25 protein-coding genes are annotated in these 24,085 nt (G+C 68.1%); 12 read left to right on the top strand and 13 right to left on the bottom strand.

What is annotated here, in order from left to right:
* Positions 1–24 precede the first annotated feature (24 nt).
* On the bottom strand, positions 25–867 hold the full coding sequence (locus tag B9N97_RS16405) for a CHAP domain-containing protein (RefSeq protein ID WP_085088472.1): 843 nt from the start codon (positions 865–867) through the stop codon (positions 25–27).
* 142 nt (positions 868–1,009) lie between these two features.
* On the opposite strand from B9N97_RS16405, the gene B9N97_RS16400 reads away from it, so the two are divergent.
* Positions 1,010–1,669 (top strand): class I SAM-dependent methyltransferase, encoded by a 660-nt coding sequence (locus B9N97_RS16400; protein WP_085088469.1) that lies wholly within the window; start codon positions 1,010–1,012, stop codon positions 1,667–1,669.
* Here the strand turns inward: B9N97_RS16400 and B9N97_RS16395 are convergent.
* Positions 1,659–2,264: a uracil-DNA glycosylase gene (locus tag B9N97_RS16395; RefSeq protein ID WP_085088467.1), complete on the bottom strand. Its 606-nt coding sequence runs from the start codon at positions 2,262–2,264 to the stop codon at positions 1,659–1,661. The genes B9N97_RS16400 and B9N97_RS16395 overlap by 11 nt on opposite strands.
* A gap of 150 nt (positions 2,265–2,414) precedes the next feature.
* Between B9N97_RS16395 and B9N97_RS16390 the strand changes: the two genes are divergently transcribed.
* On the top strand, positions 2,415–2,825 hold the full coding sequence (locus B9N97_RS16390) for a 4a-hydroxytetrahydrobiopterin dehydratase (protein WP_085088464.1): 411 nt from the start codon (positions 2,415–2,417) through the stop codon (positions 2,823–2,825).
* A gap of 155 nt (positions 2,826–2,980) precedes the next feature.
* Here B9N97_RS16390 and dgcA read toward each other — a convergent pair whose 3' ends face one another.
* The 8 genes from dgcA to minC all read right to left on the bottom strand — a co-directional run bounded on the left by dgcA (position 2,981) and on the right by minC (position 11,278).
* Positions 2,981–3,973 (bottom strand): N-acetyl-D-Glu racemase DgcA, encoded by a 993-nt coding sequence (gene dgcA, locus B9N97_RS16385; protein ID WP_085088461.1) that lies wholly within the window; start codon positions 3,971–3,973, stop codon positions 2,981–2,983.
* 79 nt (positions 3,974–4,052) lie between these two features.
* Positions 4,053–5,099, bottom strand: a complete 1,047-nt coding sequence (locus B9N97_RS16380) for a methyl-accepting chemotaxis protein (protein WP_085088458.1) — start codon at positions 5,097–5,099, stop codon at positions 4,053–4,055.
* A gap of 391 nt (positions 5,100–5,490) precedes the next feature.
* Complete coding sequence (locus tag B9N97_RS36765; RefSeq protein ID WP_280174791.1) at positions 5,491–6,759, bottom strand: methyl-accepting chemotaxis protein; 1,269 nt, start codon at positions 6,757–6,759, stop codon at positions 5,491–5,493.
* A 49-nt stretch (positions 6,760–6,808) separates the two neighbouring features.
* A complete protein-coding gene (locus B9N97_RS16370) occupies positions 6,809–7,333 on the bottom strand; it encodes a PAS domain-containing protein (RefSeq protein WP_085088452.1) in 525 nt (174 codons plus the stop codon).
* Between the two features lie 257 nt (positions 7,334–7,590).
* Complete coding sequence (locus B9N97_RS16365; protein ID WP_085088450.1) at positions 7,591–8,976, bottom strand: CRTAC1 family protein; 1,386 nt, start codon at positions 8,974–8,976, stop codon at positions 7,591–7,593.
* Positions 8,977–9,244: 268 nt separating this feature from the next.
* Positions 9,245–9,604, bottom strand: a complete 360-nt coding sequence (minE, locus tag B9N97_RS16360; RefSeq protein WP_085088448.1) for a cell division topological specificity factor MinE — start codon at positions 9,602–9,604, stop codon at positions 9,245–9,247.
* A complete protein-coding gene (minD, locus tag B9N97_RS16355; RefSeq protein WP_085088446.1) occupies positions 9,601–10,416 on the bottom strand; it encodes a septum site-determining protein MinD in 816 nt (271 codons plus the stop codon). The genes minE and minD overlap by 4 nt, the downstream gene beginning before the upstream one ends.
* Positions 10,417–10,510: 94 nt before the next feature.
* Entirely contained in the window at positions 10,511–11,278 is a 768-nt protein-coding gene (gene minC / locus B9N97_RS16350) for a septum site-determining protein MinC (protein WP_244560740.1), read from the bottom strand.
* A gap of 766 nt (positions 11,279–12,044) precedes the next feature.
* Between minC and B9N97_RS16345 the strand changes: the two genes are divergently transcribed.
* The 10 genes from B9N97_RS16345 (at position 12,045) to B9N97_RS16300 (ending at position 22,042) form a co-directional block, all read left to right on the top strand.
* Complete coding sequence (locus tag B9N97_RS16345; RefSeq protein ID WP_085088440.1) at positions 12,045–12,800, top strand: PhoH family protein; 756 nt, start codon at positions 12,045–12,047, stop codon at positions 12,798–12,800.
* 229 nt (positions 12,801–13,029) lie between these two features.
* On the top strand, positions 13,030–15,219 hold the full coding sequence (locus B9N97_RS16340) for a bacteriohemerythrin (protein WP_085090615.1): 2,190 nt from the start codon (positions 13,030–13,032) through the stop codon (positions 15,217–15,219).
* Positions 15,220–15,306: 87 nt separating this feature from the next.
* Positions 15,307–15,921, top strand: a complete 615-nt coding sequence (locus B9N97_RS16335; RefSeq protein ID WP_085088437.1) for an SCO family protein — start codon at positions 15,307–15,309, stop codon at positions 15,919–15,921.
* A gap of 252 nt (positions 15,922–16,173) precedes the next feature.
* The gene (locus tag B9N97_RS16330; protein ID WP_085088435.1) at positions 16,174–16,542 is read left to right on the top strand and encodes an AtpZ/AtpI family protein; all 369 of its coding nucleotides are present in this window, start codon (positions 16,174–16,176) and stop codon (positions 16,540–16,542) included.
* Between the two features lie 12 nt (positions 16,543–16,554).
* Positions 16,555–17,298, top strand: a complete 744-nt coding sequence (locus B9N97_RS16325) for a F0F1 ATP synthase subunit A (RefSeq protein ID WP_085088432.1) — start codon at positions 16,555–16,557, stop codon at positions 17,296–17,298.
* Between the two features lie 78 nt (positions 17,299–17,376).
* On the top strand, positions 17,377–17,601 hold the full coding sequence (locus tag B9N97_RS16320) for an ATP synthase subunit C family protein (RefSeq protein ID WP_012973363.1): 225 nt from the start codon (positions 17,377–17,379) through the stop codon (positions 17,599–17,601).
* A gap of 94 nt (positions 17,602–17,695) precedes the next feature.
* Entirely contained in the window at positions 17,696–18,346 is a 651-nt protein-coding gene (locus B9N97_RS16315) for a F0F1 ATP synthase subunit B family protein (protein ID WP_085088429.1), read from the top strand.
* Positions 18,343–18,822 carry a F0F1 ATP synthase subunit B family protein gene (locus tag B9N97_RS16310; protein WP_085088426.1) on the top strand — a complete coding sequence of 160 codons (480 nt, stop codon included), beginning with the start codon at positions 18,343–18,345 and terminating at the stop codon, positions 18,820–18,822. The genes B9N97_RS16315 and B9N97_RS16310 overlap by 4 nt, the downstream gene beginning before the upstream one ends.
* 185 nt (positions 18,823–19,007) lie before the next feature.
* The gene (locus B9N97_RS16305; RefSeq protein WP_085088425.1) at positions 19,008–19,817 is read left to right on the top strand and encodes a DODA-type extradiol aromatic ring-opening family dioxygenase; all 810 of its coding nucleotides are present in this window, start codon (positions 19,008–19,010) and stop codon (positions 19,815–19,817) included.
* Positions 19,818–20,038: 221 nt separating this feature from the next.
* Positions 20,039–22,042, top strand: coding sequence for a sensor histidine kinase (locus B9N97_RS16300; RefSeq protein ID WP_244560739.1), 2,004 nt, complete (start codon positions 20,039–20,041; stop codon positions 22,040–22,042).
* Between the two features lie 10 nt (positions 22,043–22,052).
* Here the strand turns inward: B9N97_RS16300 and B9N97_RS16295 are convergent, their stop codons facing one another.
* The 3 genes from B9N97_RS16295 to B9N97_RS16285 all read right to left on the bottom strand — a co-directional run bounded on the left by B9N97_RS16295 (position 22,053) and on the right by B9N97_RS16285 (position 24,083).
* Positions 22,053–22,742 carry a class II aldolase/adducin family protein gene (locus B9N97_RS16295; protein WP_085088419.1) on the bottom strand — a complete coding sequence of 230 codons (690 nt, stop codon included), beginning with the start codon at positions 22,740–22,742 and terminating at the stop codon, positions 22,053–22,055.
* 92 nt (positions 22,743–22,834) lie between these two features.
* On the bottom strand, positions 22,835–23,875 hold the full coding sequence (locus B9N97_RS16290) for a formate dehydrogenase subunit gamma (protein WP_244560738.1): 1,041 nt from the start codon (positions 23,873–23,875) through the stop codon (positions 22,835–22,837).
* 25 nt (positions 23,876–23,900) lie between these two features.
* Positions 23,901–24,083, bottom strand: coding sequence for a hypothetical protein (locus B9N97_RS16285; protein WP_143266735.1), 183 nt, complete (start codon positions 24,081–24,083; stop codon positions 23,901–23,903).
* Positions 24,084–24,085: the final 2 nt, after the last annotated feature.

Here is a 24,085-nt window from a genome sequence, read left to right as displayed (position 1 = left end):
CTGAAAAACTGAAATCCGCCCCGTTCAGCGCCCGCTGGTCTCAGCCAGTTGGGCGACGGAGTTGCCGGAGCCGGGCTTGCGACCGGGAGCGACGGTGCGGCGGTTGCCGGGGGAGGAGACTTCGGCGACCGTCACCGGGGCGGCGTGCACGCTGGCCGGCTTGCGCGACGGAAGCACGGCGACATCCATGCGCTGAGGCTTCTGCGGCGCGTGGGAGGCGACGGCGGTGGCCGGCAGGCTCTGCGGCTTGCGGCCGGGGACCGAGACGGCGTGGCCCTTCTGCGGGTGCAGCGAGGCTTCCAACATGCGCGGGCCGGTGGCCTTGCCGCGGCCGCGCGGGCTGCTGGCGAAGCCCTGGTCCATACCGCGGTCGCCGGCATCCAGCATCCGGCCGCCGCGCGGCGCTTCCTCGCCTTCCGGCATGATGAAGCCATAGGCGGCATAGACGCGCAGGCCGAGTTGGTCGGTCGGCTCGTGCCAGACGCGGACGGCGGACCAGTCGTTGTTGCGGGACACATCGACCACCCGCATGCCGCGGCGAAGCCCGTCGCCATCCAGCCAGCTGTGGTCGACCTCGATGGTGCGGCGGTCGATCACCGCGCTGACCAGCGAGACGTGACCGCGGCGCATGTGGCCGGTGCGCTTGAAGACGAGGACGGAGCCGACGGCGGGGCGGTGTTCGCGGTCATACTGGCCGGCGGCATGGTCCCACCAGGTCCAGGCGTCGCCGCGAATCGTGAAATCGGAGATGGAGCGGACCGTACGAACGCAATCGCCGTCTTGTGCGGCAGCCGTCGACACGGTAAGGGGGCTGAGCGCGATCAAAGCCGCAAACGAAAGGCCGATGGCGGTTCCCCTCTGCCGCATGACTCCCCCAATCCCTCTGTTTTCCCCTTGGCAGAACGGGTAACACGGGTTCGCAGCTGTGTCTACACCGTTTGAATAATGTAACATTCATAAGCCATCGGCCGTCATCCCCCCAACAGCGGAGTCCCTTGGGAATCCTCGTATGAACAATGCATCCCCGCCAGATTTCGTCCGCGACAACACGACGCTGACGACCACTCCGCTGTTGCCGGAAATCAAGCTTCATCTTGCCACCGAGGTCACGCCACTCTGGGAGGCGACCGAAGAGACCTTGGCCGCCACGAATTTGCCACCGCCGTACTGGGCTTTCGCTTGGCCGGGGGGACAAGCTGTGGCTCGGCTGTTGCTCGACCGGCCGGAACTGGTGGCCGGCAAGTCCGTGCTCGATTTTGCCGCAGGCACCGGGCTGGTCGGCATCGCCGCGATGAAGGCGGGGGCGGCGCGGGTGCAGTCCTGCGACATCGACCGCTTCTCGCTCGCCGCCATCGCGCTGAACGCCGAAGCCAACGGGGTGGAGGTCAAGCCGGTCAGCGCCGATCTGGTCGGCCGCCCCCTGCCGGGCATCGACGTGGTTCTGGCCGGCGACGTCTGCTACGAGAAGCCGATGGCGGAGCGGGTGACGGCGTGGCTGCGCGAGGTCGCCGCGACCGGCACGCTGGTGCTGCTGGGCGACCCCGGCCGCGCCTATGCCCCCGCCGGCGGGATCGAGAAGGTGGCCACCTACACCGTCCCGACCTCGCTGGAGCTGGAGGACCGGGAGACGCGCGAAACGGTGATCTGGCGGCTGCTTCCTAACGATTGAGTCGGGACACGGCCAGCCGCAGGTCGGCCAGGAAGGTCGGCTGCTCCACCAGCTGGCCGCGCAGCAGGTAGCTGGGGTGGAAGGTCGGCACCACCTCCACCCCGTCCAGCAGGCGGCAGGGCAGCACCTTGCCGCGCAGCTGCAGGATGCCGTTCTCTCCGGTCAGGGCCCAGGTCGGGGTGCGGCCGAGCGCAACGATCACCGACGGGCGGTAGTCGGCCAGGGTGGCGCGCAGATGCTCGATCTCGCCGGCGAATTCGGCGAGCAGCCGGTCCGACGTGCCGAAAGCGCCCCAACTCTCGTCGATCTCCCGCCCCTCCTTGCGGGCGCGGGCGCGCGAGGAGAAGAAATGCGCGACCTTGTTGCCGGGCGGCTGGTAACGGAAGACGTTGGCGACGAGGCATTCCGCCCGTTCGATGCCGACGGCGGCCAGCGACTCGTCCAGCAGCTTGCCGCTGCGGCCGACGAAGGGGGTGCCCTGCCGCGCCTCCTCTGCTCCCGGCGCCTCGCCGACGATGGCGAGCCGCGGCCCGTCCACCGGCTTGGTCGGATACTGGTAGTCGGCGAAGGGCAAGTCGGTGCGCAGGTCAGTCATCGGATCGCTTCCCAAATTCCCGGCAATGGGTGCAGGCGGGGCGGCGGGCTTGCCGAAGCATCGGCCCGACCCCAAGCTTGTAGGCGGTGAGGTTCTAGCCCAGACCGTCCAGCCCACCAACACCAGCCTACCAACAAGGGAGAGATCGGGATGACACCGCAAGCACCGACGACAGAGGAACTGGCGGGCAAGACCTGCGAGCCCTGCCGCGGCGGGATACCGCCGATGGACCAGGCGATGGCCGCCTCCTATCTGGTGCAGGTGCCGGGCTGGGTCCTGAAGGAGGATCCCGACCGCATCGAGCGCGACTTCAAGTTCCCGGACTTCGCCCAGGCCCAGGCCTTCGCCGTCCAGGTCGGCGACCTCTGCGAGGCGGAAGGACACCATGCCGAGATCCGCTACGGCTGGGGCCACTGCTCGGTTGCCTTCTGGACCCACAAGATCAGGGGGCTGCACGAGAACGACTTCGTCATGGCCGCCAAGGTCAACGGGCTGGCCGATGCGCCCTATGTGCCGGCGTCGGTGGGGACTCCGCCGCCGCCTTATGTGCAGGGGGCGTGAGGAGCAGGCTTCGGATGCCCCCTCCCTCCGATGGCTTCGCCGCGGGACCCTCCCTCCCCGCTTTCAGCTGGAGAGGGGAAAGCTTGCAAAGCGGCGGCAGTCCCCTCTCCCTCGAAGAGGGGGAGGGTTAGGGAGGGGGCATCGCCAGCCGAAACCTACCCCCACAACTCCGCGACCGGCGGCTGGACCACCGCGCCGTCATAGACCAGTCCCGGTTCGCGGTCGCGGGCCAGCAGCAGCGGACCGTCCAGATCGACGTAGCGCGCGCCCTGCCCCACCAGCATCGCCGGCGCCATGGCGAGCGACGTCGCCACCATGCAGCCGACCATCACCTCGAAGCCCATGGCGTGGGCGGCACGGGTCATCGCCAGTGCCTCGGTCAGGCCGCCGGTCTTGTCCAGCTTGACGTTCACCACCCGATAGAGCCCGCGCAGACGCTCCAGCGACTCCAGCCCATGGCAGGATTCGTCGGCGCCGAGCGGCACCGGACAGTCGATGCCGAGCAAAGCCTCGTCCTGGCCGGCCGGCAGCGGCTGCTCGATCATCTCCACGCCCAGCCCGGCGAGCACCGGGGCAAACTGGTGAAGCTGGTCCAGCGTCCAGCTCTCGTTGGCGTCGACCACCAGCCGGGCGGCGGGAGCGGCGGCGCGGACGGCGCGGACGCGGTCGAGATCGCCCTCCCCCGTCAGCTTCATCTTCAGCAGCGGATGGCGCGGCGCCCGCTCGCGGGCCGCGGCGGCCATCGCTTCGGGCTCGTCGACGCTCAGCGTGTAGCAGGTGACCAGCGGCCCCGGCGGCTCGGCCAGCCCGGCGAGTTTCCAGGCCGGCACGCCGCTGCGCTTGGCCTCCAGGTCCCAGAGCGCGCAGTCCAGCGCGTTGCGGGCGGCGCCCGGCGGCATCTGCCGGGCCAGCGCGTCGCGGTCGAGCCCGCCGGCCACCGCGTCGGCCATCGCCTCCAGCGCGGCGGCGACTCCGTCGACGCTTTCGCCGTAGCGGGCATAGGGCACGCACTCGCCGCGGCCACGGTGAGGACCATCGGTCACCTCCGCCACCACCACCGCGGCCTCGGTCTTGGCCCCGCGCGAGATGCGGAAGGCTCCGCGGATGGGGAAGGTTTCCCGACGGACGGTCAACTGCTGGGCGGACATGATCGCGAACCCCGAAACGGAACAGGGCCGGAAGTGTATCCCGGCCCTGTTCCCGAAGGCGACAGTCAAGACGGCAGGATCACCGCTCCTGAATGATGACCCCGTACCAGCCAAGGCCCTTGTAGGTCTCGTAGCCGGGGGTCAGGGCGTAGCCGACCAGCCGGTTCTTGTCGTCGATATAGTGACCCATGGTGGAGGCGTTGCGGCGCAGCGGCACCGTCTCGGTCAGCAGGCCGCGGCCGTCGGACGAGGCGATCACCCGATGGCGGGCGTCGAGCAGCAGGCAGCGCGACTTCTCGCGTTCGCCGGCCTCCAGCCGCACGCCCTCGACCACCGCGGCGGCCTGTGGCTCCCAGTCGAAGAAGATGCCGAGCACGCCGATGGCATCGCCGTCCGCCTCGCCGTCACGGCGGATGGCGGTGGCGTAGGTGGCGACGACGCGGTCGTCCAGGCTGCGGTTGCGGGCGACGTCGCCGACGGTGAACTCCCCGCCGCTGCGGGTGGCCAGCGCCTGGCGGAACCACGGCTCGTCCGACACGTTGGCGCCGCGCGCGCCGGGATAGCGGTCGGGCCGGCCGTTGGCGATGACGTTGCCGTTGCGGTCGGCGATCCACAGGTCGAGATAGACCGTGTAGGATTCCAGGATCACGCCCAGCCGGCGCGAGGCATGGCGGCGCGCCTCCTCCGTCGGGTCGGCGGCGCAATCGACCACCGCGCTGTCGGTCGCCCACCAGCGCACGTCGCAGGACCGCTCATACAGGTTGCGATCGATGATCTCGATCATGTTGAGCGACAGGTCGGCCAGCCGCTTGCCGTGCATCTCCTGCACCATGGCGCTGCCGGTGGTGGTCAGATGGTCAACGCGGGCGACGATCTCCGACCGCAGCTCCTTGGTGATGCTGTTGACCTGCGTCGAGATCTCCGACACCTCGTTGGCGACGACGGCGAAGCCGCGTCCGGCGTCGCCGGCCCGCGCCGCCTCGATCAGGGCGTTCATGGCCAGCATCTTGGTGCGCCGGGTGATGTCCTCGATCAAGGACACCTTCTTCGACGCAACATCCAGCACGCCCCGCGACAGCTCGAAAAGATCGGTGCCCGCCATGCTCATCGTCTTGTCCCCCGTCATGACCGTCCCTGCTTCCTCCAAATCAAAAGCCGTGCCAACGGTCACCGGCACCCAGCGAACGGCCCGCCCTCCCGGTTTCCGCGGCGCTTGGCCGCAGATGACATGACGCCATCCGGCATTTCGGGAGAGTTGTACGGTTAAGCTGCTGAAACAGCAGGCATGCTGGCGTCGGGTTGCTCAACAGGTTGCGAACTTGCCATGGGCGCGGCATCCATGTTGCCGACACGTAACACGAATTCTTCGCAAATTCGCAACAAAAATTCTTATCTGCACGGCAACTCGTCAGATCAATTCCGCATTGCAAAATCCCATGCACATGCTGTGCACATTCGCCGGGCAGTTGATGCGGAGCACGTCACCGCCCCGCGGGAAATGCACCACGGAAAAGCCGTCAGGCCACGCGGTGCATTTCGTCCAGGAAACGCTGGACCTCGCGGGTCAGGCGGTCGGCTTCGGCGGCCATGCGTTCGGACGCGGCGAACACCTCGTGCGCGGTGCCGCTGGTGCGGCCGGCGGCGTCGGTGACCTCGCGGATGTCGTCGGACACCGCGCGGGTGCCGGCGGCGGCCTGTTCCATGTTGACGACGATCTCGCGCACGGCGGAGCCCTGCTGCTCGATCCCGGCGCTGATGCCGGCGGCGATCTGGTTGATCGACTGGATGGTGCGGCCGATGCCGACGATGGCGCCCACCGCCTCGTCGGTGGAGGACTGGATGCCGGCGATCTGGGCGGCGATGTCGCCGGTGGCCTTGGCGGTCTGATCGGCCAGCCGCTTCACCTCCTGCGCCACGACGGCGAAGCCCTTCCCCGCCTCGCCGGCGCGGGCGGCCTCGATGGTGGCGTTCAGCGCCAGGAGATTGGTCTGGCTGGCGATGTCGTTGATGAGGGTGATGACGTCGCCCACCGTCCGCGCGGCGCCGGACAGGTTGCCGACCAGCGCGTTGGAGCGCTCGGCCTCGCCCGCCGCGTTCTCCGCGACCTGGGCGACCTCGCCGATCTGGCGCGCGATCTCGGCGATGGAGGCGGACAGCTCCTCCGTCGCGGCGGCGACGCTGCCGACATTGCTGCCGGTCTGGGCGGCGGAGGCGGCAACCGACGATGCCTTGCCGGTGGCCTGGGTCGCGTCCGTCTCCATGGTGCGGGCGGAGACCTCCAGTTGGTGGGCGGTGTCGGCCACCTCGCTGCACACGCTCTGGATCTGGCCTTCGAAGCGCTGGGTCACGCCGGCGAAGCCCGCCACCTTCTGCGAGATGCTCTCCGTCGCCGCATTGATGGTGCGGCTGGCGTGCAGGAAACCGCCCTGCATGCCGCGCAGCATGATCCGGCGGAAATACTTGTGTTCCGACACCGCGTGCATGGAGGCGGTCGCCTCGCGCACGAAGGCGTCGGTGCGGTCGATGGCGTCGTTGGTGGCGTGCATCAGTTCGCCCAGCGCCCCGCCCTCGCGGATGCCGATCACCCGCGCCTCGAAATCGCCGGCGGAGATCGCACGGTTCACCCGAGTCAGCTGGTCCACCACCGCACAGGCGCGGCGCAGGAACAGCAGCGCCCCACCCAGCGCCGCCAGTCCGGCCACGGCCAGCCCGGCGCGCAGGGCGATCCCGCCGAGCCCCAGCAGGTCGACCGCCAGCAACGCCGCCAGCGCCACCCCGCCCAACATCGCAAGGCCGCCGGCCTTCGTCAGGGAGGACGCCCCGGGGGGGGACGACTTAGAGGGAGAAGACGAATTCGTCATACCCGATCCCCTTCTCCGCCAGCAGGGCGAGGACGGCGGCGAATCCCGCCTCCATCCCCTTCTTGCGGTCGGCATGGCTGTTCTCGATGTCCAGAAGCTGGCGGTAGAGCGGGATGACCTTCTCCAGCGCCGACCGTTCCGGCACCCGGCGGGAGGAGTGATAGCCGATCACCCGCCCTTCGGCGTCGAAGCTGGGCGTGACATGGGCGAAGACCCAGTAATGGTCGCCGTTGCGGGCGCGGTTGACCACATAGGCGAAGATCTCCTTCCCCGCCGCCAGCGTGTCCCACAACAGCTTGAAGACGCAGCGCGGCATGTCGGGATGGCGGACGATGGAATGGGGGGCGCCCATCAGGTCGGCCTCCTCATAGCCGGCGACCCGCTGGAACACCCGATTCGCGTAGGTGATCCGCCCCTTCAGATCGGTCTTGGAAACGATGACTTCATCCGGGTCGAAGAAGCGTTCCACCCCCGTCAGGGGGACGTCGCGTCGTGCCATATGCCTTCCGGTCTCCCGCTTCCAGACCCGCCCGGCCCAGACCGGCCCCAGTCCGGCATGGTCCTGTGTACGCCGTATTGCAGCGCGAACCGGGCGGCAGGAACGGATTATTTCCGGATCGACATGCCGCGCGATGCCCCGCACCGCGGGCGCCGCAACGAAATGCACTTTAATGTGACGGAAGCTGTCAGGAAAGGCCCTACCCATTGCGGTGCCGAAATATTTGGGTGACCATCATCCGGTTGGATGAGAATCGCCTATTCCGGCGGATAGGGGATGGTCAGCAGCCGCCCGGCCGGCGGGTTGTCCACCGTCACCACCGTCCCATCGGGCCAGCGCACCTCGACCTGCTCCACCTCATGCAGGGCGCCCAGCCCGAAATGCGCGACCGGTTCGCCCTGGCAGAGATAGCCGGACCCGGCGCTGACGACCCGGCGCTGCCGGCGCCCGCCCGCGGTCAGGTTGACGACGGCGCCGCGGGCCGGCGCGCCATAGGGGGTCAGCGGCTGCACGCGCAGCCAGCCATTGTGCGAGGCGGCCGGACGATAGATGGACAGCGGCTGCGCCACGGCATCCGGCCCGCCATGGGCGGTGCCGTGCGCCAGCACCAGTTCCAGCCGGCCGTCGCCGTCGATGTCGGCCGCGACCGCGCCGGTGCCCAGCCCCTTCGGCTCGGCCGCGTCACCCAGTTCCAGCTCCTGCCACTGGTCATTGCGCCAGCCGAACAGGCGGTTGGGCTCGCCATGGGCGTGGAAGAACAGCTCCTCATAGCCGTCATTGTCGAAATCCGCGGCGACGACGGTGAAGATGCGGCCGGGCATCGACAGATCGGCGTCGGCCGATTCGACGAAGGCGCCGCCCATGCGCTGGTGGAACAGGCGCTGCGCCCCGTCCCAGGTGCCGACCACCAGATCGAACAGCCCGTCGCCATCGACGTCCAGCGCCACGACCGCGCGTCCGGACGGGCGCGAGTCGGCGATTCCGCGCTCCTCGGCGATCTCTTCGAAATTGCCGTCGCCCAGGTTGCGGAACAGCTGGTTGGGGCCGCCGTCGTTGACCGTCACCAAATCCATATGATCGGAGACGATGGGCAGGGTGACGACGCCGCGCGCCGCCCCAATGGAGTCGAGGCCGGCCTCCTCCGCCCCATCCTCCAGCCGGCCGCGCCGGGTCAGCTCATACAGGCGCAGCGGCCCGCCGTCGGTCGCCACCAGGAAGCCGTAGCGGCCATGGCCCCAGCGGTCGAGCGCCGCCACCGCGCCGGCAGCGGTGTGGTTGGCGGCACCGGCATTCTCCGCCTGGGCGAACAGGTCGAGCCAATGCTTGCCGAAACAGGCGAACAGCCGGTCCGCCATGTCCTTGGCACCGGTGGCGCGGTCGCAATTGACGACGTAAAGCTCCTCCCGCCCGTCGCCGTCGATGTCGGCGGCAGCCAGCCCCATGGCGGGACTGGTGGGATCGGCGATCAGCGGGGTGGCGATGTCGACAAGACGGCCGTCGACCCATTTCAGGACGAGATTGGCGGTGCGGTAGCCGGCCACGACCAACTCGAAGGCGCCGTCGCCGTCGATGTCCGTGACCGCAATCCCGTTCGACGGCCGCGGCGGGTTCTCGGCGAGCAGCGACGAGCAATCGAGGAACATATGCACCCTCTTGTCCCGTGGTCGGTCCACCCCCGCCGCCCGCAACAGGCCTTTGGAGCCATTGGGCTTTCGAGCGGTGTATCCCTGTTGATACCCCGTCCCCGCCCGGCCGTAAACCCGGACGGAGGATCAGGGGCGGCCTATGTCCGATGCCGCATCCCGAATCCACGCGGCAGGATCGTCTCGCCGGAAAGAAAAATCCCCCCGGCGCCGTGACGCCGGAGGGATTTCGCCAATGAGAAATCGAGGGGCCGAAGGCCGGATCCGCTCAGATGCGCTTCTTCGCGCCGGCGTTGCCGGCCGCACGCTTGGCCGCCGCATCGTCGTTGCCGGCCGGCTTTTCCGCCGTCTTTGCCGCCGCCGCGGCCTTGGCCTGTTCGCGGGCCGGCAACTCGATGTTGACCTCCAGCGTCGAGCAGTCGCCGCCGCGGTCGAGCTTCACCTCGACCTTGTTCTCGTCGATGTTGACGTATTTGGCGATCACCGCCAGCAGTTCCTGCTGGAGCATCGGCAGATAGTCGGGGCCGCTGCGCCCGGCGCGCTCGTGCGCCATGACGATCTGCAGACGCTCCTTGGCCTGGACGGCCGACGCGCGCGGGGCCGCGCGGAAGAAGTTGAAGATGCTCATGCGCTCCTCCGCAGGAGCCGGCTGAACAGGCCCTTCTTCTGGGGGGTGACGAAGCGATGCTCGATGTCCTCGCCCAGGAAGCGGCCGACCGCATCCGAATAGGCGAGACCGGCGTTGGAGACCTCGTCGAGAATAACCGGCATGCCGACGTTGGAGGCGCGCAGCACCGCCTGGCTTTCCGGAATGACGCCGAGCAGCGGGATCGCCAGGATCTCCAGCACGTCGTCGACCTTCAGCATCTCGCCGCGCTCGACGCGCTCCGGGTCGTAACGGGTCAGCAGCAGCTGCTGCGTCACCGGCTCCAGCCCCTGCTCCGCCCGGCGGGAGCGCGAGTTCAGCACGCCCAGGATGCGGTCGCTGTCGCGCACCGACGAGACTTCCGGGTTGGTGACGATGATCGCGTGGTCGGCGAAATAGAGCGACATCAGCGCACCGCGCTCGATGCCGGCCGGGCTGTCGCACAGGATGTAGTCGAATTCCTTCGACAGCTCGTTCAGCACCTTCTCCACCCCCTCGCGGGTCAGCGCGTCCTTGTCGCGCGTCTGCGAGGTCGGGAGGATGTACAGGTTCTCGATCCGCTTGTCCTTGATCAGCGCCTGGTTCAGCTTCGCTTCGCCGTTGATGACGTTGATGAAGTCGAAGACCACACGGCGCTCGCAACCCATCACCAGATCAAGGTTGCGCAGGCCAACGTCGAAATCGATGACGACCGTCTTGAAGCCGCGAAGCGCCAGCCCGGTCGCAAAGGCCGCGGACGAGGTCGTCTTGCCGACACCGCCCTTGCCGGAGGTCATGACGATGATCTTGCTCAACGGAGCCTCTCCCATAATCCCAAAGTTGCCGTCACCGATACCAAACACCGTCCGAAGATTTCAGTCCCCGGACAAGATTCCGTCGTTTCAGCTCTCAGGCGGTCTTCAGCAGGTCCATGCTGAGGACGCCGTCGCGCAGGAAAACCTGCACGGCTTTCTTGTAAAAGTCACTGCCGATGTCTTCGCTGACGCGGTAATTGCCTGCGACCGATAGCACCTCCGCCTCCAGGCTGTGGCAGAAGATGCGGGCGTTGCCGTCGCCGGAGAAACCGGCCAGCGCCCGGCCGCGCAGCGCGCCATACACGTGGATGTTTCCGTCGGCCAGCAGCTCCGCTCCGGGGGAGACGGAGCTGGTGACGATCAGGTCGGTCTTCTCGGCATAGACCCGCATGCCGGAACGCACCGGCTCGGTCACCACCACGGTCGGACGGTGGACGACCTCGATCAGCACCTGCGGCGCCGGGATCGGTGTCTGCTGATCGTGCTGCCGCGGGTCGGGGGCCTTCACCACCTCTTCCAGCTTGGCGGCGCGGCCCGACGGCATCGGCGTCAGCCCGACCGTCATCGCCGCCTCGCGCACCGGCTGCGGCCCGCCCTGGAAGCCGACCGGCAGCAGATTCAGCGCCTGCACCTGCGACACGAAGGCGCCCAGGTCGAAGACGATGCTCTCCGGCAGGTCGTCGAAGTCCAGCACGACCGGCGCATTGCGGAAGAAGTTGGGCGCCTGCCGCACCTTGACGTTCAGTTGGGTGAAGAAATCCGGCGATGTCGGGGCGAAAACCTTCAGCACCATCATGGTGAAGGAGTTGCCACGCAACTGGAACGGCGCATCCCGTTCGGCGACCTGACTGGCGCTGCTCACCGTAGCCTTCCCGTTCGTTCCTGCCGCCCCGTGCCGTGCTTCCGGTTCACCCATGCGCCCGAAACCGCCCCAGGGGCGCCGTCGCGCAGCACCGGCATCGAGCCAGCCAATCAGCGCCTTCTAGCCGTCCACACCGGTCGGATTCAAGAGTTTCCCCGTCCGCCGGGGTGACAATCGAAAGCTCCGCCGCCGCCTGTAGCGAGACAAACGCCCACCCTCCCCGGCCATCGCCCGATGCGACGATCTGGGATCGCAGCCCGCCACCGCGGTGGACAGGCCAGGGTTGCAACTTGACTTTCGATTTCCCCCGTGACCGACCATAGTAATGAAAGCGCACGACAGCGGCAAAGCCTTTCGGTCGTCTCCGCCGGAAGGCTATCCCACGGCCGGCCCGGCTCGGCGGAAAGGGTTACCAAGCCCGCTCTGGCGGCTTTCCTGCGGCACCCACACCACATCTGGTATGAATATTTTGCGTCGGCCGCAATTTTGCCTGACGCCGCGCGTTATCACCGGTACAGTCAGGTTGCGTGGCTTTCAACGACGACGAGGTTCTCTTGCACCTTGTTTCGCCCATAGAGCACCTCCCCCGTCGGCCCGCACCGGCATGTCCGGACCCGGCACGGCAACCGGCCGCAGTGCCCGGCGAAGCACTCATCACCGCGCATCCATGCGACCGATCGAGCCTCCCCCCTGCGGGAGGCTTTTTTGTGCCCGGAATCCCCGTTCCAGGGTTTGGCGCCACCCCCACCATTCGAGGAGATGCGACATGGCCAAGCGTTCGAGCAAAGGCATCGCCGCGGCGGGCGACTCCACCGTCCACCCGCTTTTCCCCGGTATGACCGCCCCCGCCGCCTTCGGCTGGGACCCGCTCGGTGGGAGCGAGGATCGCCGCGACCAGAGCTATCTCCGCAAGGTGAAGCCGCAGAACCCCAACCAGAAGCTTCTGATGGACGCCATCAAGACGCACAATCTGGTGGTGGCGCTGGGTCCGGCGGGCACCGGCAAGACCTACATCGCCATCTCCTCGGCGGTGGAGGCGCTGGAATCGGGCAGCGTCGACCGCATCGTCCTGTCCCGCCCGGCCATCGAGGCGGGCGAGAGCATCGGTTACCTGCCCGGCGACATGCATGAGAAGATGGCGCCCTTCCTGCGCCCGCTCTACGACGCGCTGACCGACCGGCTGGGCTCCAAGCGGCTGCGCACCATGATGGCCGACGGCACCATCGAGATCGCCCCGGTCGGCTTCATGCGCGGCCGGACCCTGAACAACGCCTTCGTGGTGATCGACGAGGCGCAGAACTGCACCTATGCCCAGATCAAGATGCTGCTGACCCGGCTGGGCTGGCATTCCACCATGGTGCTGACCGGCGATCCCGACCAGACCGACCTGCTGGACAACCTGTCCGGGCTGGCCGACATCGCCCGCCGGTTGGAGGCGGTGGAGGGAATCGCCGTCGCCCGCCTGACGGAGAAGGACATCGTCCGCCATCCGCTGGTCGCCAGCATGCTGACGGTCCTCTGATCCCTCGGGATCGTCCCGTGGTTGCGCGGGAGTTGCGGCCGCCGCATCTCCCGACAGCCAAATGGCCGACCCTCGCCGGGCACACTCCACTATGGTTGCAATTATGACATTCCGTTGAACGAAACGTAAGATATACGAACATTACCGCTTGACGAGCAGCCCCGATCCGGCAAAAAGTCCCGAAAATTTTATGGACACCGCCGTTTCGTTGCCGGAAGGGGTTGCCGCCGTGACCGTTGCCTTGTTCGAACGCATCAGCATCAAGGGCAAGATCGCACTGATCCTGGCCGCGGCCGGCTTTGGGCTGGTCCTGGTCGCCGCGGTCAGCCTGATGGGCCTGCACGCCGAGATGATGGCGGACCGCCAGGACAAGACCCGCAACGTCGTCGAGGTCGCCCACAGCCTGATCGCCCATTTCGAGGCGCAGGAGCGTGCCGGCACCCTTCCCCGTGCCGCGGCGCAGGCCCAGGCGAAAATCGCGCTCAAGGCTCTGCGCCACGATGGCGACGAGTATTTCTTCATCACCGACCTCGCCCCGCGCATGATCATGCACCCGATCAAGCCGGAGCTGGACGGCACCGACGTGTCGCGCAATGCCGATCCCAACGGCAAGCTGCTGTTCCAGGAGTTCGTCCGGGTGGTTAAGGCCGACGGCGCCGGCTTCGTCGATTACCTCTGGCCCAAGCCGGGATCGGCGCAGCCGGTGGCGAAGCTGTCCTATGTCAAGGGCTTCGCCCCCTGGGGCTGGCTGATCGGGTCGGGCATCTACATCGACGACGTCGACGTCGCCTTCCGCCATGCCGCGCTGCGGCTGGCGGGGACCGGGCTGCTGATCGCACTCGCCGCCGTTCTGCTCGCCCTGCTGGTCAGCCGCGCCATCGTCCGGCCGCTGGACGGGCTGGGCCGCGTCATGCAGGATCTGGCCGGCGGCAACAGCGCGGTCGCCGTGCCCAGCCTGGACCGCGGCGACGAGATCGGCGCGATGGCCCGCACGGTCGAGGTCTTCCGCGTCCAGCAGATCGATCTCGCCCGCCATTGGGACCGGCAGAAGATCGAGCATCGCGTCACCGAACAGCGCGCCCAGGCGCTGAAGCGGCTGACCGACCGCTTCGACGCCACCATCGCCGAGACGATCCGCACCGTCGGCAGCGCCGTCGGCACGCTGGAGACCACCGCCCGCGCCCTGTCCGCCACCGCCGACCGCAACCGGCGCGAGGCGACCTCCGTCGCCGGCGCCTCCCAGCAGGCCAACAGCAGCGTACAGACCGTCGCTTCGGCGGCGGAGCAGTTGACCGGCTCCATCGCCGTGATCGGCGAGCAGGTGGTGACCTCCTCGGCCATCTCCACCCAGGCGGTGGAGGCGTCGCAGAAGGCGGGCGAGCGGATCGACGGGCTGGGCCAGGCTGCCCAGAAGATCGGCGAGGTGGCCGACCTGATCGCCGGCATCGCCGGGCAGACCAACCTTCTGGCCCTGAACGCCACCATCGAGGCGGCACGCGCGGGCGAGATGGGCAAGGGTTTCGCCGTGGTCGCCGGCGAGGTGAAGACGCTGGCCAACCAGACCGCCAAGGCCACCGAGGAGATCGCCCGCCACATCGGCGACGTGCAGGAGGCGACACGCGCCGCCGTCGCCGCGATCCACGAGATCGGCGCCATCGTCGCCCGCAGCGACGAGATCAGCACCTCCATCGCCACCGCCGTCCAGCAGCAAGGCGCCGCCACCGGCGAGATCGCCCGCAGCGCCGGCGAGGCGGCGGAGGGCACCCGGCAGGTTTCCACCAGCATCGACGCGGTGTCCGACGCCGCACTGGAAACCGAACGGTCGGCCGAAGCCCTGCTGGAGGCCGCCGGCGGTCTGTCTCAGCAGGCCCAAGGACTGCGCGGCATGGTCGATGCCTTCCTGGTCAATGTCGGGGCGATCAACACCGCGCCGCTCGCCGCCCTGCATAATGCGCCGTCGGAAGGGTCGGAGCTGTTCATGCCGTGGACGGAAGGCCTTGCGGTCGGCGAGGAGGTGATCGACACCGACCACATGATCCTGATCGCGCTGATGAACGAGGCGGCCTCCCTCGCCCAGCAGGCCAAGGCCGGGCCGAAGGGACGGGAGAGCGGCAACCGCCGGGCGCTGTCCGAGGCCGTCGGCCGGCTGCTGGCCTACACCGACCTGCATTTCGAGCAGGAGGAGCGGTTGATGGACCGGTGCGGCTATCCCGACGTCACCGCCCACAAGGCCCAGCACGAGGCTCTGCGCACCCGTGCCGGCGAGCTGCGCCGCCGTCTGGATGCCGGCGAGTCCGTGGCTGACGAACTGCTGGCGCTGCTGCGCGAATGGCTGTTCGAGCATATCCAGCGCGCCGACAAGCGGATCGGCGAGCATCTGGCGGCGACGGGCCGCAGCGTGGCGGCGAAGGCGGCCTGACCGTCGCATCGGCTGCACGATATCGGCTGCGCGTTGGCGCCGCGCCCCCTTGACCTCGGCTGCGGACGGCCCCATTCCTGACGGACCATGAAGACACGACTCCTGCGCATCGCCGCCGCCTCCGCCCTCGCCATCGCCGTGTCCGCCGGGATCGCCTGGTGGCAGGTGCGCAACGCCGCCACCACGGTGGAAAGCGGAACGAAGTCCGCCGTGCCGATCGGCGGTCCCTTCACGCTGACCGATCACACCGGCAAGTCGATCACCGACGCCGATTTCCGCGGCAAGTATATGCTGATCTATTTCGGCTATACCTATTGCCCGGACGTCTGCCCGACCGAACTTGGGGTGATGACCCAGGCGCTCGACCAGCTGGGGCCGAAATCGGAGCAGGTCCAGCCGATTTTCATCACGATCGACCCGGACCGCGACACTGTGGCGCACATGAAGGACTATGTGAGCCTGTTCCACCCCCGGCTCGTCGGCCTGACCGGCACGCCGGAGCAGGTGCGGGAGGCGGCACGCGCCTATCGCGTCTATTATGCCAAGGCACCGCAAAAGGATGGAAAAGCCGATGACTACCTGATGGATCACTCCAGCTTTATTTACCTGATGGGGCCGGACGGAAAGTTCGTCGGGGTGTATCCCGGCGGCACCACAGCCGACAAGATCGCCCAGGATCTGTCGTCCCGCATCGGGAGCTGATGGGGGCGGACCGGCCCCGGACCGGGTGAAAAGCGGCGAAAAAACCCTGAAAAGCGGTCATACCACCGGGTTTTTTCGCATGCTGGAGCGGGACAACGCGCCGCAGCGCGGCGAAATCGGTCACTTTTCCGCTCTTTCCTATATTTTTCAAAGACTTACACCACAGGTTTTGCGACTTGACAGGGTAGCGCCCCGCCCGTATGGTCTCGCCGCTTTCGCATGGCTGCGAGCCAAGAGTGATTGAGAGGCGGAATGAACAACAAATCGCCCCCCGATCCCTTGGATGACCTCGAAGTCCGGTTGCGGAAGGCGCGTGAGGGACAACGCGGCTGGTCGGGCGGACCCGGTAGCAAATACCACCGTCCGCCGCAGGGCGCTCTCGCCACCGCCTGGCGCATCGGGACTGAACTGGTTGCGGCCATGATCGTCGGCGTCGGCGGCGGGCTTCTGCTCGATCGCTGGCTCGGCACCGCGCCCTGGGGACTGATCGTCATGTTCTTCCTGGGGGCTGCGGCGGGAGTCCTGAACGTCTACCGGGCCGTCACCGGCTTCGGCATCGCCGCCGGCTATCGCCGGCCCACTGGGGACGATAACGAGCGCCAAGACGGCGACGCACACTGAGCGAGGACGACCTTGGATCCGCTGCACCAGTTCCAAATCAACCCGTTGTTCCAGATCGTGCTCGGCGGCTACGACGTGTCCTTCACGAACTCGGCCTTGTTCATGGTCGTGGCCGTGGCGGCGATCTACGCCCTGCTGGTCATGGGCGTGGCGAACAAGTCGATGGTTCCGGGCCGCCTGCAGTCGCTGGCCGAGATGTTCTACGAGTTCGTCGCGAACCTGGTGCGCGACAACGCCGGCCACGACGCCCGCCCCTATTTCCCGTTCGTGTTCTCGATCTTCATGTTCGTGCTGATCGGCAACATGATCGGCATGATCCCGTACACCTTCACCTTCACCAGCCACATCATCGTGACCTTCGCGCTGGCGGCGACGGTGTTCGTGTTCGTGACCATCCTGGCCCTGATGAAGCACGGCCTGCACTTCTTCTCCTTCTTCATGCCGCATGGCGCTCCGATCGCGCTCGCCCCGATCCTCATCCCGATCGAGGTGATCTCCTACGTGATGCGCCCCGTCAGCCTCTCGATCCGACTTTTCGCCAACATGATGGCGGGTCACACGATGCTGAAGGTCTTTGCCGGCTTCACGGTCATGATGATCAGCGGCATGGGCGCGCTGGGCTTCGTCACCGGCCTCGTCCCGCTGGCGATCAACGTCGCCCTGACCGGCTTCGAGTTCCTGGTGGCTTTCCTGCAAGCCTACGTCTTCTCGATCCTGACCTGCCTGTACATCCGCGACGCCCTGGAACTGCACTAAGCAGCGCCTGACGGTCGCCGGACTAAAGTTCACCAACAGTTCCAACAAGTTCACCCTTACCTAGAGGAAGAGAGTACTATGGATCCTCAAGCCGCCAAGTTCATCGGTGCCGGTCTTGCCGTTATCGCCCTCGCCGGTGTCGGCCTGGGTATCGGCAACATCTTCTCGACGCTGATCGGCTCGATCGCCCGCAACCCGGCCGTCCAGCCGAAGGTCTTCCCGATCGGCATTCTGGGCTTCGCGCTGACGGAAGCCGTCGCGCTGTTCGCCCTTCTGATCGCCTTCCTGATCCTGTTCGCCTAAGGCCAGAGCGGCTTTTCAAAAAAACAGCTCTGACGCGGCGCCGGGCTTCCTGATCGGAGTTTCGGCGCCGCTCCTTTGCCTAGGGGGACCGATCATGCCGAACCTGTTGGCCAAAGGCCGGCTGGCCCGCTGGTCGGGAGTGGCGGGCGCTTCGCTCGCTACCCTCACCACGATGGCCGGCACCGTCCTGGCGGCCGCGGCGGAGCACGCTCCGGACGCGGCGCACGGCGGCGAGCACGCTTCCGGCGGCCTGCCGCAGCTCAATCCCGCCAATTTCCCGACCCAGATCTTCTGGCTGGCTCTGACCTTCGGCGTTCTCTACTACCTCATGTCCAAGAAGGCGCTTCCGCGCGTGGCCGAGGTTCTGGAAGCGCGGCAGGAGCGCATCTCGCGCGATCTCGCCAAGGCCGCCCAGTTGAAGGAAGAGGCCGAGGCCATCCTGGCCCAGGTCGAGAAGTCCCTCGCCGGCGCCCGCAGCCAGGCCCAAGGCGTCATCGCCGAGGCCAGCGCCGAGATCGAGGCGAACAACCAGGCCCGTCAGGCCCAGCTGAACGCCGACATCTCCGAACGCCTGCGCAATGCCGAAGCCTCCATCGCCGCGGCGAAGGAACAGGCTCTGGCCAACATCCGCGCCGAGTCGACCGGCATCGTCCGCGACATCACCGGCCGTCTGGCCGGCGTCGACGTCGATCCGGCCCAGGCGGATGCCGCCGTCGCGGCCGTGCTTGAGGAGCGCCGGGGATGAACGCACCTGAATTTTGGGTAGCAATCGCCTTCGTCATCTTCGTGGCCCTGGTCTGGAAGAAGGCGTCGGCCGCCATCGGCACCATGCTGGATGGCCGTGCCGAGCGCATCCGCTCCGAACTGGACGAGGCCGAGCGTCTCCACCGCGACGCGCAGGCCCTGCTGAACGGCTACCAGAGCCGTCTGGCCGACGCCCAGAAGGAAGCGGAGGCCGTTCTGGCCCACGCCCGCGAGGAAGCCGCCCGCCTGCGCAGCCAGGCCGGCAGCGACCTCGAAGCGTCGCTGAAGCGTCGCGAGGCCCAGGCCATGGACCGCATCGCCCAGGCGGAAGCCGCGGCGCTGGCCGAGGTCCGCAACCTGACGGTCGACATCGCCATCGGCGCCAGCAAGCGCGTCCTGTCCGGCGGCCTGCCCGCCGCCCAGGCCGACAAGCTGATCGAGCAGTCGATCAGCGAGCTGCCGAAGCATCTGCACTGATCGGTCCCCCGATCGATCACCGATCTTTGGTGATCAGCCGGGTTCCGCGGCAATGATTGTTGCGGCGCGAACAACGGACTTTGGAAAAACCCCGGCCTATGCGCCGGGGTTTTTCTTTGCTCGAATGGAACGGTCGCCGCTCCTCCCCTGCCCTCCCCATCGACCGGCCGGAGTTCCGTTCACCGATGCCCGATATCAACCCGCTCCCTGCTCCGCTCCCTTCCGTGTTCGTCTCCCACGGCGCCCCCACACTAATCCTGGAGACCAGCGCCGGACGCGACTTCCTTGCCGGGCTGGGACGCAGGCTGGGCCGGCCGAGCGCGATCCTCGCGGTTTCGGCCCATTGGACCACCCGGGTACCGGCGGTCAGCGGGGCGACGGCGCCGGAGACCGTCCACGACTTCTACGGCTTCCCCGATGCGCTCTATCGCATGCGCTACCCGGCACCGGGCGCGCCGGCGCTTGCCGACCGGGTGGCGGACCTGACCGGGGCCGTCGTCGATCCGTCGCAGGGGCTGGATCACGGCGCCTGGGTGCCGCTGATGCTGATGTATCCGGAGGCCGATATCCCGGTGGCGCAGTTGTCGGTAATGCCCGGCCGCAGCGCCGCCGACCACATTGCGCTTGGCCGGGCGCTCGAACCCCTGCGACGGGACGGCGTGCTGATCCTCGCCAGCGGCGGCGCCGTGCACAACCTGCGGGAGTTCCGCTTCGGCGGCACCAGCGCCGCCCCCTGGGCGACCGGCTTCGCCGGCTGGCTGGACAGGACGCTGGAGGCCGGCGATGCCGAAGCGCTCGGCAACTGGCTCGACGCCAGTCCGGACGCCCGCCGCGCCCACCCGACGGACGAGCATTTCCTGCCGCTGCCCGTGGCGCTCGGCGCCGCCGGGCCGCGGCCGAGGACCGTGCGGCTGCATGCCGGATTCGAGCATGGCAGCCTGGGCATGCACGCCTACGCGTTCACCGACACCGAGAGTGATGCGGGCTCCGCCTGATCTTTGGCGGTACTCCGTCGCACACTTGTCTGTTTGCCTGAGGGGATAGCCAAGCTACAATCCGCGCCGCGCGGCGACCGGCCGCTCATTGCGCAGCGACAGGCTGCTCATTGGTTGTGGCCGGTCGGATGCGGGAATCGTCAGGCACAGCGCGAGCGGGAGTCGGTGTGAAGCGGAACGGCATTCTGTCCCGGAGCGGCCGCCGGACCCGATTCCGCGACATGACCGTGTCGGCGCGGGTGGGCGCGGGCTTCGGCATCGCGCTTGGGCTGGTGGTCCTGCTGGCCCTGGTCGGGCTCGGCTGGTTCTACGCGGTGTCGCGCGACATCGGCGCCTTTTCCGGCCGGGCCGACCTGTCCCAGGTGGCGGCCGACGCCGACGTCAGCCTGCGCGACCTGGAGGTCGCGGTGCGCGACCATCTGACCTACGGCGACGACCAGAGCCTTCTCGACGCCTCCTGGCGCCACGACACGCTGCGCGAGCGGCTCGACGCGCTGGCAAAGGGCGTGGTGGAGACGGCCGACCGGCAGGCGGTGGCCAAGGCCCATGCCTCGCTGGAGGATTATTGGGCGGCGGTGCAGAAGCTGATCGCCCTGCGCGGCGACCGCAACGGCCAGATGACGGGCGTGCTGGAGCCCCTGGTCGCCGAGACCCGCCAGAAGCTGAACCAGCTCAAGAATGCCGGCGGTGTCGATTCGACCGCGCTCGCCAGCGACGCCGCCATCGCCACCCTGCTGATGCAGGAGCATCTGACCCGCTACATCGACCGCCGCGATCCCCAGGACGCCGAGGCGATGCGCGCCCAGCTGGCCGTCGCCCGCGAGCGTCTGGCCGAGATGAACCGCTATCTGTGGGTGCCCGGCACCAAACAGGCCATCGACGAGGTGACCGCCCTGCTGGCAAAGGCGGGCGGCGTGCTGACGGCGATCGAATCCTCGGTGGTCGAGGAGGACAATTTGCGCGCCGAGGCGATGGCCGCCAACGCGGCCGGCATCGCCGCCAATCTGGGCGAGATCCGGCGGCGGGCGGAGGCCGGGACCCAGGCCTTGCGCGGCACGCTGGGCAACGGCCTGTCCGGCTACACCAGCGTCGCGCTGTGGATCGGCGGCCTGATCCTGCTGGCCGGGCTCGTCGCGCTGTGGCTGGTTCAGCGCAGCGTCGCGGTTCCGGTGAAGACGATGGCCAACGCGGTAACGGCGCTGGCCGCCGGCCGCACCGACGTCACCCTTCCGGCGCTGACCGGCCAGGACGAGATCGCCGCCATGGCCCGCGCAGTGGAGGCGCTGCGCGGCAGCGCCGAGGACACCGATCGCGAGCGTCGCGAGGCGGAGATCGAACACACCCGCCTGCTGCGCGAGAAGGCGATGGCCGAGGCCGCCAGCCAGGCCAAGAGCGACTTCCTGGTCAATATGGGCCACGAACTGCACGGCCCGCTGACCGAGATCGTCAATGCCAGCCAAACGCTGATGACCGACCTGCACCGGCTGGGAGTCGACGAGTTGGCGACCGATGTCGAGCATATCCAGTGGACCGGCGAGCAGCTGACGACCCTGGTCGACGCCATCCTGGATTACGCCAAGGTCGAGGCCGGGGCGATGGACGTCTGCCTGCAGGATTTCGACATCAACCGGCTGCTGACGGAGGCGCGCGAGCGGTCGATGCCCGCCGCAGACCTCTACGGCAATGCGTTGGACCTGTCGGCGCCGGCCGGGCTGGGGCAGATGCATTCGGACTTCACCAAGGTGCGGCAAATCCTGCTGAACCTGCTGGACAATGCCTGCAAATTCACCCAGGACGGCACCGTCACCCTGTCGGCGGAGAAGGTGGAGCGCGACGGCGCCCGCTGGTATCGCTTCACCGTCTCCGACACCGGTCGTGGCTTCCCCACCGCCCAGACCGGCCGGCTGTTCCAACCCTTCGTCCAGGGCGCCGGCAACGGTGCGGTGGCGACCCGCGGCCAGGGCAAACCGCGTGGCGCCGGGCTTGGGCTGACGCTGGTCGGGCACTACACCGCCATGCTGGGCGGCGACATCGAGGTGGCGAGCGAGCCCGGCCAGGGCACCCGCATCACCATCGCCCTGCCCGCCGTCTATGAACCGCCGGCGGAGGAACGCCCGCTTCAGGTGGAAGCGGTCGGCAATGCCAAGCCGCTGCTGCGCGTCGCCAGCCTCAAGCCGGCCGGGCATCTCGCCACCAGCACCTCGATGACGCAGATCGGCCCGTAACGCAGGCCGGTCAGTAGCGGGGGCGCGCGGTGTCTTCCGGCGCGTCGCCGTCATCGATCGGTTGGCCGTACTTCATCCGCCGCATCTTCTCCGCCACCCGTGCGATCTCATCGGGCGGCAGGATCACCGGCTCACCGAACTGCTGGGCATGGAGATACTGGCGGGCCAGCGTCTCGACCTCCACCGCCAGCGCCAGCGCGCTCGCGACATTGACGCCCAGCACAATCATGCCGTGATTGGCCAGCAGACAGGCCAGCCGCCCCTCCAGCGCCGCCAGGGCGTGGTCGGACAGTTCCTGCGTGCCGAAGGTGGCATAGGGGGCGCAGCGAATCGAATCGCCTCCGGCCAGCGCCACCATGTAATGGAAGGACGGGATGCCGCGGCCATGCACCGCCAGCGCTGTGGCGAAGGTCGGATGAGCGTGAAGGACGACCGTCACGTCAGGCCGCGCCCGCAGGATGTCGCGGTGGATGCGCCATTCCGACGATGGGCGGCGGTTGCCGAGATAGGTGCCGTCGAAGCCCATCTCGACGATGTCGGCCGGAGCAATGGCGTCATAGGCCATGCTGGTCGGCGTGACCAGAAATCCGCCGTCGATCCGGTGCGACAGGTTCCCCGACATGCCCTGGTTGACGCCCAGCCGGTTCATGGCGAGGCAACCGTCGATCACGGCCTGACGTTCGGCGAGGTTGCTGGTCATGGTGGGCGCTTCCGGGATGGTGGAAGCGCCAAGGGGCCATGGAGTGTGGAAAGGGTCAAGAGGGACGACGAGCGCGCCCCCCCTGAGCCCCCTTATTCCGCCGGCGTCCCGTGATGGCCGTGGCGCACCCTCTCGCCGGTGACCTCCTCGACCCACAGCGAGTGGTGCTCGCGCGCCCATTGCAGTTCGACCTGACCGTCGCCCATGGCGGCGAAGGCGCCTTCCATGCCGATGGAGCCGATGTAGATGTGCGCCAGGATGATGGCGATCATGACGACGGCAATGGCCGCGTGGGCCAGTTGGTAGAGCTGCAGTTCCTCCAGCGTGGCGAAGCTGAAGGGGAAGACCAGCTGTACGCCGGTGAAGCCGAGCGCGGCACCGCCGACCACTGTCGCCCAGAAGATCACCTTCTGGCCGCCGTTGAACTTGTGGGCCGGCGGGTGGACGCCCTTGGAGAACAGGCCGCCCGCCTTCAGGAACCAAGTCAGGTCATGACGCGACGGGATGTTGTGCCCGACCCACATGACGAAGATCAGCGCCACACCCAGGATGAAGGCGAAGCCGAGGAAATTGTGCGCCAGCTTGCCGTAATGGGACAGGGCGGCGAACGGCTCGGGCCCGATCAGCGGCAGCAGCGTGTACCGGCCGTAGAGAACGTTCAGGCCGGAGATGGCGAGCACGACGAAGCTGCCGGCGGTCATCCAATGCACGCCGCGCTCGAAGGCGTTGAAGCGCTGGATGGTGCGGCCGGTCTTCTCGCCGTCGATGCGGATGCGCCCGCGGACCAGGAAGAACAGCGCCAGCAGGGCCAGGATGCCGCCCAATACCCAGGAGCCGTATTGGCTGAGCGGCCCGTTGCGCACGGCGCGCCACGCCTCGCCTTCCGACTGGATCAGGACGCCGGCCTGCCTGTTGGGGATCGAGACGGTGCCCTGCTCCCCCAGCCGGATGCCGTGCCACGTATCGCCCAAGCTCTGGCCCGGGACCTGGGTCGGCACCAGCGGACCGTCGCGGTCGACCTGCTGTTCCGCCACCGGCCCGCCGACGCGGACGCTGGACTGGGCGGCGGCCGGCAGCGCGACGCCACCGGCAAAACCGACCCCAAGCAGCAGGGCGGCAACAGCCGACTTCATGCGATGACCTTCCATCGGACGCTCCCTATCGCACGGCCTGATAGGCGGTGCGCTGTTGCAGCGCCCGCACCTGCTCGGCGGTCAGCGGCGTGTCGGCCGCACCCTGGTAGACGCCCTTGTCGAGATGGACCGGGCGCGGCGCCCCGTCCTCCTGGCAGCCGGCCAGCAGGACAGCGGCGCCGAACGCCAGCAGGACGAGGCGCGTCACCG

Source organism: Azospirillum oryzae, assembly GCF_900177515.1.
In the GTDB taxonomy this organism is placed as follows: Bacteria; Pseudomonadota; Alphaproteobacteria; order Azospirillales; family Azospirillaceae; genus Azospirillum; species Azospirillum oryzae_A.
The sequence above is the reverse complement of the archived record's forward strand: the minus strand, read 5'-3'. Positions and strand labels throughout refer to the sequence as shown.